This window comes from Paenibacillus sp. FSL R5-0527 (genome assembly GCF_038008055.1).
GTDB classification, from domain to species: Bacteria; Bacillota; Bacilli; order Paenibacillales; family Paenibacillaceae; genus Fontibacillus; species Fontibacillus macerans.
Window position 1 is genome coordinate 4,964,775 of the sequence record NZ_JBBOYI010000001.1, and the last position, 16,730, is coordinate 4,981,504.

The 16,730-nt window shown below is 54.7% G+C and carries 12 protein-coding genes; all 12 read right to left on the minus strand.

The annotated features are described in order from the left end of the window. Positions 1-174 precede the first annotated feature (174 nt). The 12 genes from hslU to NYE69_RS21985 all read right to left on the minus strand — a co-directional run bounded on the left by hslU (position 175) and on the right by NYE69_RS21985 (position 16,727). Positions 175-1,578, minus strand: coding sequence for an ATP-dependent protease ATPase subunit HslU (hslU, locus tag NYE69_RS21930; protein ID WP_270620143.1), 1,404 nt, complete (start codon positions 1,576-1,578; stop codon positions 175-177). Between the two features lie 74 nt (positions 1,579-1,652). Continuing rightward, positions 1,653-2,195, minus strand: coding sequence for an ATP-dependent protease subunit HslV (gene hslV, locus NYE69_RS21935; RefSeq protein ID WP_036622240.1), 543 nt, complete (start codon positions 2,193-2,195; stop codon positions 1,653-1,655). Between the two features lie 506 nt (positions 2,196-2,701). Next, positions 2,702-4,021 carry a methylenetetrahydrofolate--tRNA-(uracil(54)-C(5))-methyltransferase (FADH(2)-oxidizing) TrmFO gene (trmFO, locus tag NYE69_RS21940; RefSeq protein ID WP_270620142.1) on the minus strand — a complete coding sequence of 440 codons (1,320 nt, stop codon included), beginning with the start codon at positions 4,019-4,021 and terminating at the stop codon, positions 2,702-2,704. Between the two features lie 99 nt (positions 4,022-4,120). Beyond that, positions 4,121-6,223, minus strand: a complete 2,103-nt coding sequence (gene topA, locus NYE69_RS21945; RefSeq protein ID WP_340927936.1) for a type I DNA topoisomerase — start codon at positions 6,221-6,223, stop codon at positions 4,121-4,123. Positions 6,224-6,300: 77 nt separating this feature from the next. Then, complete coding sequence (gene dprA, locus NYE69_RS21950) at positions 6,301-7,386, minus strand: DNA-processing protein DprA (protein WP_270620140.1); 1,086 nt, start codon at positions 7,384-7,386, stop codon at positions 6,301-6,303. A gap of 109 nt (positions 7,387-7,495) precedes the next feature. Then, entirely contained in the window at positions 7,496-8,425 is a 930-nt protein-coding gene (gene sucD / locus NYE69_RS21955; RefSeq protein ID WP_270620139.1) for a succinate--CoA ligase subunit alpha, read from the minus strand. 33 nt (positions 8,426-8,458) lie between these two features. Further along, the gene (sucC, locus tag NYE69_RS21960) at positions 8,459-9,619 is read right to left on the minus strand and encodes an ADP-forming succinate--CoA ligase subunit beta (protein WP_340927937.1); all 1,161 of its coding nucleotides are present in this window, start codon (positions 9,617-9,619) and stop codon (positions 8,459-8,461) included. Positions 9,620-10,495: 876 nt separating this feature from the next. After that, the gene (locus NYE69_RS21965) at positions 10,496-11,410 is read right to left on the minus strand and encodes an IS1595 family transposase (RefSeq protein ID WP_340927938.1); all 915 of its coding nucleotides are present in this window, start codon (positions 11,408-11,410) and stop codon (positions 10,496-10,498) included. A 534-nt stretch (positions 11,411-11,944) separates the two neighbouring features. Then, a complete protein-coding gene (gene mglC, locus NYE69_RS21970; RefSeq protein ID WP_340927939.1) occupies positions 11,945-12,955 on the minus strand; it encodes a galactose/methyl galactoside ABC transporter permease MglC in 1,011 nt (336 codons plus the stop codon). Positions 12,956-12,979: 24 nt separating this feature from the next. Then, the gene (locus tag NYE69_RS21975) at positions 12,980-14,491 is read right to left on the minus strand and encodes a sugar ABC transporter ATP-binding protein (protein WP_340927940.1); all 1,512 of its coding nucleotides are present in this window, start codon (positions 14,489-14,491) and stop codon (positions 12,980-12,982) included. A 166-nt stretch (positions 14,492-14,657) separates the two neighbouring features. After that, positions 14,658-15,701 (minus strand): galactose ABC transporter substrate-binding protein, encoded by a 1,044-nt coding sequence (locus tag NYE69_RS21980; RefSeq protein ID WP_036623731.1) that lies wholly within the window; start codon positions 15,699-15,701, stop codon positions 14,658-14,660. 207 nt (positions 15,702-15,908) lie between these two features. Beyond that, positions 15,909-16,727, minus strand: coding sequence for an MBL fold metallo-hydrolase (locus NYE69_RS21985; RefSeq protein ID WP_340927941.1), 819 nt, complete (start codon positions 16,725-16,727; stop codon positions 15,909-15,911). Positions 16,728-16,730 lie beyond the last annotated feature (3 nt).

Consider the following 16,730-nt stretch of genomic DNA (forward strand, 5'->3'; position numbering starts at 1 on the left):
TAAAACACCCAAGATTCGACAATTTTCAATCAAACCAAAATTTATCAATTTTGTCGGAATAACAAAAAAACCGCCCCTATTTTCATAGGCAGGCGGCCTTTCTTGAAGAATTTGTGAAAAAAGTGTCAGGTCCTGGGTAAAAAAGCCGATTTGCACAAAAAATCGTCGAAATGCTTACAAAATAAACTGGCTCAAATCACGATCCTGGGCAATTTCTCCTAATTTTTCCCTTACGTATTCCGGAGTGATCACCATTTTTTCCAACGTTAGCTCCGGGGCCTCAAAGGATAAGTCCTCCAGCAATTTTTCCAGAATAGTGTGCAGTCTTCTTGCCCCGATATTTTCGGTGTTGGCATTTACGGACGCGGCGATTCTGGCAATTTCCCGAATGGCTTCGTCGGAAAACTCGATCTCCAGGTTCTCGGTGCGCAGCAGTTCAATGTACTGTTTGGTGAGCGCGTTTTGCGGCTCCGTCAAAATCGAAACAAAATCGTCCAGCGACAAACTGCTAAGCTCTACGCGGATCGGAAACCGCCCCTGCAATTCGGGAATCAAATCCGACGGTTTGGCGATATGGAAAGCCCCCGCAGCGATAAACAAAATATAGTCGGTTTTGATCGGGCCGTATTTCGTCATAACCGTCGAACCTTCAACGATCGGCAAAATATCGCGCTGCACGCCTTCGCGGGAAACGTCCGGTCCGGAGCCTTGCCCCCGGCTGGCCACTTTATCGATTTCATCGATAAAAATGATCCCGCTTTGCTCCGCTCTCGTGATCGCCTCTTGAATAAGATCATCATGGTCGATCAGCTTGGAGGCTTCTTCCTGCGTCAGCACTTTGCGCGCTTCTTTTACGGTCAATTTTCTTTTTTTTGTGCGTTTCGGCAAAAGGTTTCCGAACATTTCCTGCATGTTGATCCCGAGCTGGTCATTGCCTTGTCCGGCAAACATGTCCATCATCGTAGGCGTATTGTCCTCCACCTCGACTTCGACAATATCGTTTTCCAGTTGGCCGGCAAGCAGCTTGAAGCGGACCTGGCGGCGGCGTTCGGTCAGGCTGGTGTCCTCCTCGTTCTGCTCCTGGCTCGGAACGCTGCCCTGGTTTCCGCCGCCAAACAGCATTTCGAACGGATTTCGCCCGCTCTTGGCCTTGTTTTCGGAAGGAACCAGTATATGGACGAGCCGTTCGTTGGCAAGCTCTTCCGCCTTGTCTTTGACCTTTTCGGTACGCTCCAGCTTTACGGTGCGGATGGCCGTTTCAACGAGATCCCGGACCATGGATTCAACATCCCTGCCGACATAACCGACCTCGGTAAATTTGGTAGCCTCCACTTTCACAAAAGGCGCTCCTACCAGCTTGGCGAGACGGCGGGCGATTTCCGTTTTACCAACCCCTGTCGGACCGATCATCAAAATGTTCTTCGGCACGATTTCATCCTGTACCTCTTCGTGGAGCAGGCTTCGCCGGTAGCGGTTCCGCAAGGCTACGGCCACGGATTTTTTCGCTTGTTTTTGGCCTACGATATATTTGTCCAGCTCTGCGACGATTTGTCTTGGCGTTAAATTTTTCTCGCTCACGATACGTCCCTCCTGAGAAAATAGTGTGGCCTATGGACTTCACTTTATTTCGGCCTATGGCCTTTCAGACTATATTAAAGCTCTTCCACGATAATGTTGCTGTTCGTATACACGCAAATTTCCGAGGCGATCTGCAGGGACTCCCGTACGATGTCTTTGGCCTCCATTGCGCCGGCATGCCGTTTGAGCGCCCGGGCCGCCGAAAGCGCAAAGTTGCCGCCAGAGCCAATGGCCAACACGTCGTCATCAGGCTCGATGATTTCCCCTCCCCCGGAAATGAGCAGCATTCCCGAATGGTCCATCACGATCATCAGCGCCTCCAGCTTGCGCAGCACCCGATCCTGACGCCAATCTTTGGCCAGCTCGACGGCAGCCCTTTGCAAATTGCCGTGGTGTTCTTCCAGCTTGCCTTCAAATTTCTCAAACAACGTAATCGCGTCAGCAACCGAACCCGCAAACCCGGCGAGCACTTGCCCGCGGTATAAGCGGCGGACTTTTTTGGCGGTCTGCTTCATCACAACGTTCTCTCCAAAAGTAACCTGTCCGTCGCCCGCAATCGCCCCCTTGCCGTTATGACGAACGGCGCAGATCGTTGTAGCGTGAAAAGTCGGAATCATGTGTATCGCCTTCCTTTCTCTTTTTCTCAACCCTCATGATCTCAACCCTCATGATCTCAACCCTCCCAAACCCTCCCTTACCGTAAGGGAGGGCTCCAAGGGCCTGCTGCCCTTTGGATACCCGCAAACTGGACTAACGTGGGAGGTTCTGAGGCGCTCCTTAGCGCTCTCCCTTCGGGATTCGCTTGAACTTCGTGCTTGGAACGCTTTTCTCCCCTTCGGGGTACGTCTTACTTTGGGTGCTCCTGGGTTACCTGCTTTGGAACTAACGTGGGAGGCACTGTGGCGCTCCCTAGCGCTCTCCCTTCGGGATTCGCTTGACTTCGTGCTTGCTTACTTTTGGCGCTCCTACCCGCTCTCCCTTCGGGAATCGCTTGACTTCGTGCAATTCTGTAAGGGGACAGGGGACTGGTTTAGCAGACACCTTTTTTAACGCTAGTTCTATGTTATGACTTAATGAGCTTGCAGGATTCCCTTTTGTCACGTAGAGTGCAAAAAAACGGTGGTTAGCCCAACCGTTCTTCTGTCATAAAGTTTCTCAAGCTTTGCAGCGCACGCTGGGCGAGCGCTTCGTTTTTTTCGGCTTTTTTGCGGTAGCGGGTGTCCAGCTTCGGGAACAGGCCGAAATTGGCGTTCATCGGCTGGAAATGCTCGAAGTCCGCGGTCGTGATGTAACGGGCCATGCTGCCGAGCGTCGTGTCTGCGGGAAAGACGATGCCTTCGGCGCCGGAGGCGGCGCGCGCGGCGTTGATGCCGGCGATCAGGCCGGAGGCGGCGGACTCGACGTAGCCTTCGACGCCAGTCATCTGGCCGGCGAAAAAGAGCGTAGGCCGCGCCTTCAGCTGATACGTCGGGTCAAGCAGCTTCGGTGAATTGATGAAGGTGTTGCGGTGCATGACGCCGTAACGGACGAATTCGGCGTTTTCCAGGCCGGGGATCATCGAAAAGACGCGCTTCTGCTCGCCCCACTTCAAATGGGTCTGGAAGCCCACCAGGTTGTACAGCGTCCCCGCCGCGTTATCCTGGCGAAGCTGCACAACGGCATAAGGGAGCGTGCCGGTATGCGGGTTGACGAGGCCCACGGGCTTCATCGGCCCGAACAGCGCGGTCTGCTTGCCGCGCCGCATCATGACTTCGATCGGCATGCAGCCTTCGAAATACACTTCTTTCTCGAATTCCTTGAGTTGGGCCACTTCGGCGGAAATCAGCGCTTCGTAGAAAGCGTCGAACTCCTCCTCCGTCATCGGACAGTTGAGATAAGCGGCTTCGCCTTTATCGTAACGGGAGGCGAGATACACTTTGCTCATATCGATCGAGTCTTTCTCCACAATCGGGGCGGCGGCGTCATAGAAATAAAAGTAGTCCTCGCCGGTCAGCCGCTTGATCTGTTCCGACAGCGCGGGAGACGTAAGCGGACCCGTGGCAATCACGACGATCCCCTCCTGCGGAATCTCCCGGATCTCCTCGTTCACCACTTCGATCAGGGGATGATCGCGCAGCGTGCGCGTAATTTCTCCGGAGAAGCCGTCGCGGTCCACCGCCAGCGCCCCGCCAGCCGGAACCGCATTGCGGTCGGCGGCGCCGAGCACGAGCGAATTCAGCAGCCGCATCTCTTCCTTGAGCACGCCGACGGCGTTGGTTAAACCGTTGGCCCGCAGCGAGTTGCTGCAGACGAGCTCGGCGAATTTATCCGTGTGGTGAGCCGGGGTTTTTACGACCGGGCGCATTTCGTAGAGCACGACGGGGACGCCGCGGCTCGCGATTTGCCAAGCCGCTTCGCTGCCCGCCAGCCCCGCACCGATAACCGTTACTTTATTGTTGTTCATAAGAGTAAAATCCCCCCAAGTCTCCTGCTGGGTATCTTAGATGATTTCCCGCTTCAAATCTGGATTTGTACGGTAGTGGTTCTAACGGGAGGCCGCGGTTTATTCGTCGGCCCCGTCGTCGTTTTCCTCGATGGCCTCTACGTAGTCGCAGGAAGTGCACTGCAGCTTTCCGCCCTGCTTGTTCCGCTTCTCCACAAGCAGCGAGCCGCATTTCGGGCAGGGCTTGGGCGACGGCTTATCCCAGGATACGAAATCGCACTCCGGATAACGATCGCAGCCGTAAAAAATCCGCCCTTTCTTGCTGCGCCGTTCTACCACATGGCCTTCCTTGCATTTCGGGCAAGTAACGCCGATATCCTTGACGATCGGCTTCGTGTTCCGGCAATCCGGGAACCCCGAGCAGGCGAGAAACTTGCCGAACCGCCCCAGCTTATACACCATCGGTTTGCCGCATTTTTCGCAAAGCTCATCGGAAACCTCGTCTTCGATCTCGATTTCCTTCATTTCTTCCTCGGCCACGCTAAGCCGCTTCTCGAACGATTCGTAGAACTCGCTGAGCACCCGGACCCAATCCTCGGCGCCCTCTTCCACATGGTCAAGATCTTCCTCCATATGGGCCGTAAACTCCACATCGAGGATTTCCGGGAAAAATTGCTCCATTTGCTCGATGACCAGCTCGCCCAGCTCGGTCGGCACAAACTTCTTCTCCTCAATCGCGACGTATCCGCGTTTTTGAATCGTCTCCAGGGTCGGCGCATAGGTGCTTGGGCGTCCGATGCCCAGTTCCTCCAGCGTTTTGACGAGGCGGGCCTCCGTATACCGCGGCGGCGGCTGGGTGAAGTGCTGCTTCGGCTCGATCTCTTCCGTGATCAGCTTATCCCCTTGTGCCAGCGGCGGCAAAAACTTGTCATCGTCGTTGGCGCTTCCGTCGTCGTTGCCTTCCACATACAGCTTCATAAATCCCGGAAAGCGGATTTTCGACCCGACGGCGCGGAACGTTGCTTCGCCGGCAGCGATATCGACGGACAGCGTATCCAGTACGGCCGAAGACATTTGGCTGGCCATAAAGCGGTCCCAAATCAGCTTATACAGCCGATACTGGTCCCGGCTGGTGAATTCCTTGACCGATTCGGGGTCGCGCATCGCCGACGTCGGGCGGATCGCTTCGTGGGCATCCTGAGCGCCGGCCGCCTTCTTCGAATACTGGCGCGGTGCTTCGGGAACGTAGTCTTTGCCGTACTTGCCCAGGATATATTCCTTCGCTTCCTCCTGCGCCGACGCGGCAATCCGGGTCGAGTCGGTACGCATGTAGGTAATGAGGCCGACGGTGCCTTCTTTCCCGAGGTCAACGCCCTCATACAGCTGCTGGGCGACGGACATCGTTTTGGCGGCGCGGAAATTCAGCTTGCGGGCCGCTTCCTGCTGCAGGGAGCTTGTCGTAAACGGAGCGGCGGGATGGCGCAGACGTTCCTTCTCCTTGACTTCGGCAACGCTGAATTTAGCTTTTTCGATGGATTGTAAAATCCCCTTAACCTGCTGCTCGCTCTTCAGCTCAAGCTTTTCGCCGCGGAATTGATGAAACTTCGCTTCGAACGAAGACTCTCCGGTTTTTAGCCTCGCCGTAATGCTCCAGTATTCTTCGGGCACAAACGCGGAAATTTCGTTTTCCCGGTCCAAAATGATCTTGACGGCAACCGACTGAACACGGCCGGCCGACAAACCCTTTTTGACCTTTTTCCACAGCAGCGGGCTGATCTTGTAACCGACGAGCCGGTCCAGAATGCGTCTGGCCTGCTGCGCGTTTACCAAATCCATATTGATTTTGCGCGGGCTTTTAAACGCATCCTTCACCGCCTGCTTCGTAATCTCATTAAATACGACGCGGCACGTTTCTTTTTCATCCACGTCCAAAACATGGGCCAAATGCCAGGCTATCGCTTCTCCTTCGCGATCGGGGTCGGCTGCCAGATAGATTTTTTTGACCTTTTTGCTGGCATCCTTCAATTCTTTTAATACGGAACCCTTCCCACGGATCGTAATATACTTCGGACTGAAGTCGTTCTCAACTTCAACCCCAATTTGGCTTTTGGGTAAATCGCGAACATGGCCCATTGAGGCTTTCACGATGTATTTGCTGCCTAGGTATTTGCCAATCGTTTTCGCCTTGGCAGGCGATTCCACGATGACGAGTGAATCCGCCACAGGTTCGTCCTCCTCTCAAACATACAAACTTCCATCTGATATAGTCATATATTCAGCCACTCTCGGTTAGGAATGGACTATATTAGTTGATATACGGAGCCAGGGAGCTGGACCACCGTTTTTTTCATGATTAAAGATAACAGAACTGAATGTAAAAGTCCAAAATCCCATTCGGTTTTTACAAGCAATTCGTCAAAACTGGCGTTTCCCTGCTCCAACATATGGTATATGCGCCGCTCCTCATCTGTCAACTTGTTTGCATTTTTCCCGGTTTGGACAGGCATTTCGGGCACGGGAAGGATAGCCCTATATTCCTCCCAAATATCCTGGGCATCGGTCACGATTTTCGCCCCCTGCTTCAGCAGCGCCAGCGTACCGCGGCTTTTGGGCGAGGTGATCGGGCCGGGCACGGCAAACACGTCCCGGTTCGCTTCCAGCGCCCAATCCACCGTAATAAGCGAACCGCTGCGGGCGTCCGCTTCCACGACCACCGTGCCGCGGCTGATCCCGGCGATGATCCGGTTGCGCCGCGGAAACATGCCGGGATGGCCCGGCGTGCCGATCGGGTATTCGGAGACGATCAGCCCCTGTTCCGCAATGCTGCGGTACAGAGAGGCGTTTTCCGGCGGATAGGCGACATCAATGGCCGTACCCAGCACGGCGATTGTCGAGCCGCCCGCCCGGAGCGCCGCCTCATGGCTGATTCCGTCAATCCCGCGGGCCAAACCGCTGACGACCGTAATGCCGTGGGCACACAGCTCCTCCGCCAGCTGAACGGCAACCTTGCGTCCATACGCGGTAGGCAGACGCGTTCCTACGACGGCTACCGATAGCGTGGAGAGCAAGCGGGGCTCGCCCAGCGTGTACAACACCCAAGGCGGGCGGGCGGTCTCCTTCATTAATAAGGGATACTCCTCATCAAACCGGGTGATCGCTTGAATCCTTTTGCGCCTCATCAGCTCCAACCGGGACTCGATCCAGTTCAAGGTGAAAAGCTCGGACATTTGCATGGCCAGTTCGGAACCGAGCCCCCGCTCCATCCAGTCCGCGGAGGTGAAGTCCGGCGCCTCCCCCCAATCGGGCCGGGACAGAATGCCCCGAATTCTTTTCCAGCCAAGTCCGGGGCTCTCGTGCAGCCCCACCAGAATCCATTTTTTCTCCATCGCCATTCCTCCATTCAGATGTATGCCAGTACAACAAAAAAAGCAACCTTCCCGCCGCAATGGGCCATAAGAAGGTTGCTTACCTTTCCCTTATTATACCAAATAAAAATCAATGTGTCGTGCAGAGCTCGAGCAGACCGCGTTCTTCGAGCACGCTGACGAGCGTAGCGCCCATTTCCGAAGGCGTCGGCGCCACTTTGATGCCGCAGGCCTCAAGCTTGGCGATTTTTTCCTTCGCCGTGCCTTTCCCGCCGGAAATGATCGCGCCGGCATGGCCCATCCGTTTTCCTGGAGGCGCCGTAACCCCGCCGATGAAACCGACGACAGGTTTCGTCATGTTTTCCTTGATCCATTCGGCCGCTTCCTCTTCCGCCGTGCCGCCGATTTCCCCGATCATGATAACGGCATGCGTATTCTCGTCTTCATTAAACCGGCGCAAAATATCGATAAACTCCGATCCCTTTACCGGGTCGCCGCCGATGCCGACGGCCGAGGATTGCCCGATGCCGCGGGTCGTAAGCTGATGTACGGCTTCGTACGTCAGCGTGCCGCTGCGGGAGACCACGCCGACATGACCGGGAAGATGAATGTATCCCGGCATGATGCCGATTTTACATTCCCCCGGTGTGATTACGCCAGGGCAGTTCGGACCGATCAGCACGGTCTTTTTTCCTTCCATATAACGTTTGACTTTAACCATATCGAGCACCGGAATCCCTTCCGTAATACAGATGACGAGCTCCATTTCCGCTTCTACGGCTTCGAGAATGGAATCGGCCGCCGCCGCCGGCGGCACGTAAATCACGCTGGCGGTCGCACCGGTAGCGGCTTTCGCTTCCTTCACCGTGTTGAAAACAGGCAGGCTGACCGTGCTCCCGTTTTCCAGGGCAATGTCGACCTGGCTTCCCCCTTTGCCCGGCGAAGTCCCCCCCACCATTTGGGTGCCGTAATCCAGGGCGCCTTTGGCGTGAAACAGGGCGGTTTTGCCTGTAATCCCCTGGGTGATGACCTTTGTATTTTTATCGACCAAAATACTCATATTTCGAGCCTCCCCTTCATGGATAGGTAAAACTTAGGATACAAGCGAAACGATCTTTTGCGCGCCGTCAGCCATGGAGTCTGCGGATACGATCGCCAGCCCCGAATCGGCCAAAATCTGTTTTCCAAGAGCTACGTTCGTGCCTTCCAGCCGTACGACGAGCGGACGGTCCAGACCGACCTGCTTTGCCGCTTCAACAATGCCGGAAGCAATGACGTCGCATTTCATGATGCCGCCAAAAATATTGACGAAAATACCCTTCACCTTGGCGTCGGACAAAATGATTTTAAACGCCTCCGTGACTTTCTCGGCCGTCGCGCCGCCCCCTACATCCAGGAAGTTGGCCGGGTCGCCGCCATAATATTTAATGATGTCCATCGTTGCCATCGCCAGGCCGGCCCCGTTAACCATGCAGCCGATGTTCCCATCGAGGGCGATATAACTGAGGTCGAATTTGGAGGCTTCGATCTCCTTTTCGTTCTCTTCTCCCAAATCGCGCAGCTCCAAAATGTCCTTGTGACGGAACAAAGCGTTCGAATCAAAATTCAGCTTGGCGTCGAGTGCCAGCACATTGCCGTCACCGGTCACAACCAACGGGTTGATTTCCGCAATGGAGCAATCTTTGTCAATAAACGCATTGTACAAAGCCAGCATAAACTGCGCGGCTTTTCCGACAAGCTCGCTTGGAATGTTGATCGCAAAAGCCAAACGGCGCGCCTGAAACGGCGTAAGTCCGACTGCCGGATCGATCACTTCTTTAAAAATTTTCTCCGGCGTAGCCGCGGCCACTTCTTCGATTTCCGTGCCGCCTTCCTCGGAAGCCATCATCGTAACGCGTCCCGTGCCGCGGTCGACGACAACGCCGACATAGTATTCCTTCTTGATATCGCAGCCCTGCTCGATCAGGAGTCGCTTAACCTCCTTGCCTTCAGGTCCCGTCTGATGCGTGACCAGCACTTTGCCGAGAAGCTCCTGCGCATAGCTTTTGACTTCGTCCAAATTTTTTGCGACTTTGACGCCGCCGGCTTTACCCCGGCCCCCGGCGTGGATCTGCGCTTTGACAACGACAACAGGTGTCCCCAGCGCTTTCGCCGCTTCAACGGCTTCATCGACCGTAAATGCCACCCGTCCTTCAGGAACGGCAACGCCGTACTGCTTCAGGACTTCTTTTCCTTGATATTCATGGATATTCATGCGTAAAAATCCTCCTATCAACAGGCGGTATTAGAGGTTAAAAAGCCCTCATCATGGAAACATCAGCTGAAACCCAGATTATTGTACCACTTTTTTAAAACGCTTTCCTTAAAAAGTTCATCATTTATACACAACTTTTTTATATCGTTTTCATCTCAAGTTGAGATGAATCATTACTAGACACATTTCATCATTTTTAACTGTCTATCCGCTGAAAAAAAGCTGATTTTTGTCGGAACACACATCTCGCATCGAGATGAATTTCGACTTTTTTTAACAACAACCCGAACGTTGTCTCTATTGTTTCAATGTGAGAAATATGCTTGCAATTCTGGGTATGTATTCATGCTTTTGGCATGGGTCAAGGCCATGCGATGATGCTCTAGAAAACCATCACCGTTTTATGTCATCCCGCTGTATGCCCCTCCTACTCAATTGCGATCCCGCTCAAGGTCATCCTAACTTAAGGTCATCCTACTTAAGAGTATCATACTTAAGATCATCCCGCGAAATGCAAAAGCGCAGGCAATTATCGTTGTCGAAAAGCGATCGTGGCAAAAACCACAAAAGGGCGTTGAAAGCTTGAGGATAGAGAAGTAGAGGGGAGGGGCGGCAGATCAACACAAGCTGTTCGGGGACTTTGCACGATTATCCCGCTTGATCAGGTAGCAGAGAGAAAGACGAGCTCGGGAGAAAAAAATATTTGGTGGAGAAGCAGATAGGTTCGAGATAATTTAGACGGGCTTAGGAGAAGGAATCAGGTTCAGGGGAGGTGAAACAGACCGGGCAAGAGATCAATAGGGAGATCAATACAGGAGATCAAGGACCCATTAAGTTGATCTGCATCAAACTCCCCCCACCGTTTCAGCGTCTCGATCAGGCCGCAGCCGCAAGGGGCTGGTTTGGTTGGCGCGCGATCAGCCGGCGGTAAGGGATCGCCGGAATCGCCACACACATGCTCAGTAACTTCTGCCGCATCGTTTCTTCCGCTCCGGGCCGTCCTCCTTGCAGGCGCAGCCGGCGGCGTACGGTGTACTCGTTCAGGTACGCCTGCAGATGCTTCAGTCCCAAGGCTCCATATGTACTCTTCAGCGATTCCCACGCCTCTCTCACCACTCTCCGCAAGGGCGCATACAGCCGAAAGGCCTGAGGGAACAGCTGTACCGCCGATGTATGGACATCCACATGCCCGCCAATAAACGCGGTTAGATCGTGACGGTCTGCCCTTTTTTCGCTTCCCCGTTTATAGGGAACCAGGCGGATTTTGACCTGCTCCGGCTCGCCCGACTCCGTGACCGTGCATCCCGCTACGACCGCCGAGGCATACGGATGCGAAACCTGACACCGGGACGGATTACGCCCATACTGATCGCTGTTCACCTTCACGTCTCCGGAGAGCAGCTCCCGGGCATCGAACTCCCCCACGGCATGACGTATTTTTTGCAGCATCGACCACGCGGTCTTGTAGGTGACCCGGATCACCTTGCTCAGCCGCAGCGCCGAGATGCCGCCCTCCAGCAGGAACAAATCCAGGGCCTCGAACCACTTGAGCAAGGGCAGATGCGTTCCTTCAAATATCGTGCCGACCAAAGGCGATGTTTGATGCTTGCACTTTCCGCACTCGAATAAGGGGATATGCCGGGAAGTCAGGCGGCTGCACCGGGTGTGAGCGCAGCGCGGGCAGACGAAGCCGCTTGGCCACTTCATCGCGATCAGCGCCTCCATGCAGTCCTGCTCGCTGTTAAAACGGCTGCTGAATGGTTGAAGTTCCGTTCCCGTATTGACTTCCATATCCGCTCGCCCCCGAATCAAGAATATACGAACATAGGTTCCATTTATTTCATTATACCAAACATACGTTCCTTTATCAAGCCGAAAATCTCACTTGAACCACCTCATTTTTTCCTCATCATTTTTGTGTTTTACTTCTTTTTTGGAACCCTTGACTTGCTCTAGCCCCCCCTGCTCCCCGCTCCTGAACGATGGGGATAATCGTGCAAAGGCAGGCAGCAGGCAGGGACACCACGACACGAAGCCTTTAGACAGTCCCTTTAAGCAGCCCCTTTAAACAGCCCCCTCACTTGGCGTCGATTTGTGACACTGCTCGAAACGGCCACGGTGCAAAAAAAAAGTAGATACACTGGCCCCGCCGGATCGTGACGCCTCTACATCGTTGACGCTTCCTCCGGCAATGGGGTGCTGCTTTGCCCGGCTACATCAAGGCTTGTCTGCCGATTTTTTGCTGCGAAAGTTGAGTTATAGATTCTATAATCTTCAAAAAAGGACGCCGCTGTGGCGTCCTCAGAGCGTCAAACTATTCAAACGTTACTTCCTGCTTGCGTACTTGCGCATATCGAACGCTACGGCGGCGACGATAATCGCGCCTTTGATGATTTGCTGCCAATAAGGGCCGACGCCGACGAAAGTCAAGCCGTAGTTGATGACGGTAAAAATGAGCACCCCGGCCATGATGCCCGGCACGGTGCCGATCCCGCCGGTGGTCGAAACGCCGCCGACGACGCAGGCCGCGATGGCGTCAAGCTCGTACATGTTCCCGTAGTTGTTCGTCGCGCCGCCGGTTCTCGCCGCCTCCAGCACTCCGGCGAGGCCGTACAGGGCGCCGGCGATCGAGTAGATCAGGATCAGGTTTCTGGCCACGTTGATCCCGGAAACCTTGGCCGCCTGCTCGTTGCCGCCGATGGCGTACATGTTTTTGCCGAGCCGCGTTTTATTGAACAGAACCCACACGATAAAGCAGACCGCAATCGCGATCAGGACGATATAAGGAATGGAGAAATTCCCGTTTCCGAACAAGCTTCCCGAACCGATCGTCGTAAAATCGCCGCGCAAACCGCCGATCGGCTGCGACTGGTTCGGCTCCGTGTCGAAATACAGCGAGTTGATCCCGTAAATCGCGACCATGGTGCCGAGCGTGGCGATAAACGGCGGAACCTTGAATTTGGAAACGATGATGCCGTTAATGAGGCCAAAAACTAAACCCACCGCAATCGCGATCAAAACCGGAACGAACAGCGGAAGCTCCGGCAAGTTCGGGAAGAAACGCCGCGCATAATCAGCTTCTTGCAGCATGGAAGCCGACACGACCGCCGTCAAACCGACCATCCGGCCGGCGGACAGGTCCGTCCCCCCGGTAATGAGAATAAAGGCGACGCCGAGCGCGATGATCACCCTGGTCGAGGACTGAATCAAGATGTCGCGCAGGGTATTTAATCCGATAAAGCTGGGGTCATATACGGCAATGCCGATCAATAGTACGGCCAAAACGATATATATCGCGTTTTCGGTCACAAAACCTTGAATTTTTTTCGTATTCATGATTTTCTCCTCCTCCTTTAAGCCTTAATGCTGGGCCGCCAAACGCATAACTTCTTGTTCCGTGGCCTTGTCTCCATCCAAAATCCCGGTCAGGCGGCCTTCGGACATAACCATGACACGGTCGGACATCCCCAGCAGTTCGGGCATCTCGGATGAAATCATGATGATGCTTTTGCCTTGCTGCGCCAAATCGGCAATAATGGTGTAAATTTCATATTTCGCCCCGACGTCGATGCCGCGCGTAGGTTCGTCCAGCAGCAGAATATCCGGTTCGGTGAGCAGCCATCTGGCCAGCAGCACCTTCTGCTGATTCCCCCCGGAGAGGTTCATGATGAGCGTTTTGGGCGACGGCGTTTTGGTCCGCAGCTTTTCGACCATTTGGTTAACCTCGGATTTCTTCCTCCGTTCATCCAGCAGGCCATAAGGCTTCACGTAACGCCTGAGGTTGGCGATTGCCCCGTTTTCGTGAACGGACAGCACCGGGAGAATCCCCGTCGTGCGACGTTCCTCGGTTAGCAAGGCCAAACCGTGCTTTTTGGCTTCGCCGGCACTGCGGATTTTCACCTGCTTCCCGTTAATCGAAATCGTGCCCGATTTAATCTCGCGAAGCCCAAATAACGCTTCGATCAGTTCGGTCCGCTGTGCCCCGACCAATCCGCCGACGCCGAGAATTTCCCCTTTGCGCAGTTCGAACGAAACGTCTTTGAACGACCTTGGATCGATCGACGTCAAATTTTCCACTTTCATAACGACGCCGTTCGGTACGTTGTGCCGATCCGGAAACCGCTGGGTCAAATCGCGGCCGACCATCTTGGAGATGATCAGGTCGGTGGTCATTTCCGCCGCCGGCCAGGTACCGATCTTTTTCCCGTCGCGCATGATCGTCACATCGTCGGAGATCCGCAAAATTTCTTCCATTTTATGTGAAATGTAAATGATGGCGACGCCGCGACTCTTCAGGTCGTTAATGATGCGGAACAGATGCTCCACCTCGACGCTGGTCAAGGATGACGTCGGTTCGTCCATCACGATAATTTGCGAATTAAACGATACGGCCTTGGCAATCTCGATCGATTGCACTTTGGAAACGGACAGCTTGCCGACGATCGTATCGGGTTGCAAATCGATATCAAGCTGCTTAAACAGCTCTTCCGTGTCCTTGTACATCTTCTTGTGATCCACGAATTTGAAGGGGCCAATCCCTTTGAGCGGGAAACGTCCGAGCCATATATTTTCCATCACATTGCGGAAAGGCACCGGATGCAGCTCCTGATGAATCATCGAAACGCCGAGCTTCAAGGCATCGCTGGAATTGCCGATTTCCGCTTTTTGCCCCTTGATAAAAATCTCTCCGCCGTCCGGCTTGTAAATGCCGAACAGGCATTTCATAAGCGTCGATTTGCCCGCCCCGTTTTCGCCCATCAGTGCATGTACGGTGCCGGGTCTCACCTGCAGCGTTACCCCGTCCAGCGCTTTAACGCCGGGAAATTCCTTGGAGATGCCCTTCATCTCCAGCAAAAATTTCGGTTCAGCCATCCTTTATCGCCCCTTTCTATGGTCTATTAAACTTTAGAGGCCAGCTTCGTTTCCTCCGTTATCCTATCCCTGTAAAAAGAACCGGGAGGTTCGCACCGTGTGGCGCTAAAGCCTCCCATGAACCTTATGATGATGAGAAGCGCTGCCCAGCAGGCCGCCGCATAGCTTATTTGAAGTCGGCCGCGTTTTCCTTCGTCACTTTTTGGTACGGAATCCAGACATATTGATTGTCGGTGATTTCAAATCCGACGGAGTCTTTGTTCACTTCTTCGCCTTTCGCCAGCAGGGAGGCGAGCGTTACGGCGGCTTTACCCTGGTTCTCGGCGTCGTTGAGCACCGTTCCCAGCATCGTGCCTTGTTCAAGCGCCTGAATCGCCGGAGCCGTGGCGTCTACGCCGACAACCGGCATGTACTTGTCGCCCGTGAAGTAGCCGGCCGCTTTCAAAGCTTCGATTGCGCCCAGCGCCATATCGTCGTTGTTGGCCAGCACGGCTTCGATTTTGTCGCCGTTTGCGGCAAGGAACGCGGCCATTTTTTCCTGGCCTTTTACGCGGTCCCACATCGCCGTGTCTTCGGCGACTTTCTCCACTTTGATACCGGCGTCTTCAATCGCCTGCACGGAAAACTGCGTGCGCAACTCGGCGTCCTGGTGTCCCGGCTCGCCTTTCAGCATGACGTACTGCAGCACGCCGTCGCCGTTTTTGTCGGCTTCAGGATGCGATTTCCAGTAGTCCACGATGATTTGTCCGGACAGGGTGCCGGATTCTTCGGCTTTCGCGCCGACATAATACACTTTGTCCCATTTCTTCATATCTTCCGGCAGCGGCTCGCGGTTCAGGAACACCACCGGCGTATCCTTCGCTTTCGCCTTGTCGATAATGACGCCTGCCGCCGTCCGGTCCACCGGATTGACGATCAGCGCGTTCGTCTTTTTCGTCAGGAACAAATCGATCTTGTCGTTTTGCGTCGGCTGCGAGTTTTGGCTGTCTACGATATCCACCTTGGCGATGCCGTCCGCGTTTTTCTCGATCGCGTTGCGGACGCCGGTCATAAACGTATCGTCAAATTTGTAAATCGCCACGCCGACGTTCGGCGTTGAGCTTCCCCCTCCGTTGCCGCCGCCGCTCGCCGAGCTCCCGCCGTTGGAGCAGCCCGCCATCGTTGCGCCCAGCATGGCCGCAGCCAACATTACCGTAGTCATCTTTTTCATTTTCGTATCTGACCTCCTGCATCGTTTTGGATTTCTGTAAGTCCTCTCTTGGATACGTTTTCATTATGCAACGGTTTGTGTCGAATTCGAATCTAAAATTCTGAGATGTTCTATAAAAATTCTAATGAGGTGTGTGCAAAACGAAAAACAGCAAGCCGTTCGGAAGGTTCCGAACGGCTTGCTGCCGATTGTTTCTGCTGCCAAGGGTTAACGCATCCCTTCAGCGACATATCTTCCCTGCTCCGGGACCGCGAGCTCTTCAAAATGCTCGGCAAGACGCCTCAGCCCGGCGCGCAAGGCCTCCCCGCCAAGCGGCTGCCCATGCCCGGTTACCGCCGACTCCGGCGAGAGCGCCGCCAAGCGCTCGACCGAGCGCCCGGCCGCCGGCCAGTCCGGCGTAAAATACATCGGCGGACCGTGCACCTCCACCGTTTGCGCGGCTACGGCCAACGCCGATTCCTGCTTGACGGTGATGAAGGCGTCGCCGGCGATCAGGAAGCGGTCCTGCTCGCGGAACAACGCGATGTGTCCCGGACTGTGTCCGGGCGTGTGAATCCATTTCCATTCGGGCATTCCAGGCACTTGGCCATCATCCGGCAATGGATGGACCCGCTCGCCCAAATCGATCGCCCGGTTGGGGTATAACGGAGCTACGCCCGCCATCAGGCCGCCGCCGACGGTAGGGTCGCCCTCCGGGTAATCTTTTTTCCCCGTTAAATAGGGCAGCTCCGCGGGGTGGGCATATACGGGCACATTCCATTTGTGCGCGAGCTCTTTCACGCCCCCGACATGATCGAAATGGCCGTGCGTTAAAACGATACACGCCGGCGGCCGGTGAAAGACGGACTCGGCTTCCTCCAATAACGCTCCCGTCAAAGGCCCGATTCCGGTATCCACCAGCACCCAATCCCCTTGCTTCGCATTCCCGACAAAACACACGTTAACGATGAGCATGCGGACGCTCCGCACATCTTCGGCCACCCGTACCGTATCCACCAATCCCGTAGCCAGCAAACTTCTTTCCATCGC

What these genes read in the sequence shown, in the direction of transcription:
- hslV (WP_036622240.1), bottom strand. Translation starts at nt 2,195, where the DNA reads ATGATTCCGACTTTTCACGCTACAACGATCTGCGCCGTTCGTCATAAC.
- trmFO (WP_270620142.1), bottom strand. Translation starts at nt 4,021, where the DNA reads ATGAACAACAATAAAGTAACGGTTATCGGTGCGGGGCTGGCGGGCAGC.
- dprA (WP_270620140.1), bottom strand. Translation starts at nt 7,386, where the DNA reads ATGGAGAAAAAATGGATTCTGGTGGGGCTGCACGAGAGCCCCGGACTT.
- sucD (WP_270620139.1), bottom strand. Translation starts at nt 8,425, where the DNA reads ATGAGTATTTTGGTCGATAAAAATACAAAGGTCATCACCCAGGGGATT.
- sucC (WP_340927937.1), bottom strand. Translation starts at nt 9,619, where the DNA reads ATGAATATCCATGAATATCAAGGAAAAGAAGTCCTGAAGCAGTACGGC.
- NYE69_RS21965 (WP_340927938.1), bottom strand. Translation starts at nt 11,410, where the DNA reads ATGGAAGTCAATACGGGAACGGAACTTCAACCATTCAGCAGCCGTTTT.
- mglC (WP_340927939.1), bottom strand. Translation starts at nt 12,955, where the DNA reads ATGAATACGAAAAAAATTCAAGGTTTTGTGACCGAAAACGCGATATAT.
- NYE69_RS21975 (WP_340927940.1), bottom strand. Translation starts at nt 14,491, where the DNA reads ATGGCTGAACCGAAATTTTTGCTGGAGATGAAGGGCATCTCCAAGGAA.
- NYE69_RS21980 (WP_036623731.1), bottom strand. Translation starts at nt 15,701, where the DNA reads ATGAAAAAGATGACTACGGTAATGTTGGCTGCGGCCATGCTGGGCGCA.
- NYE69_RS21985 (WP_340927941.1), bottom strand. Translation starts at nt 16,727, where the DNA reads ATGGAAAGAAGTTTGCTGGCTACGGGATTGGTGGATACGGTACGGGTG.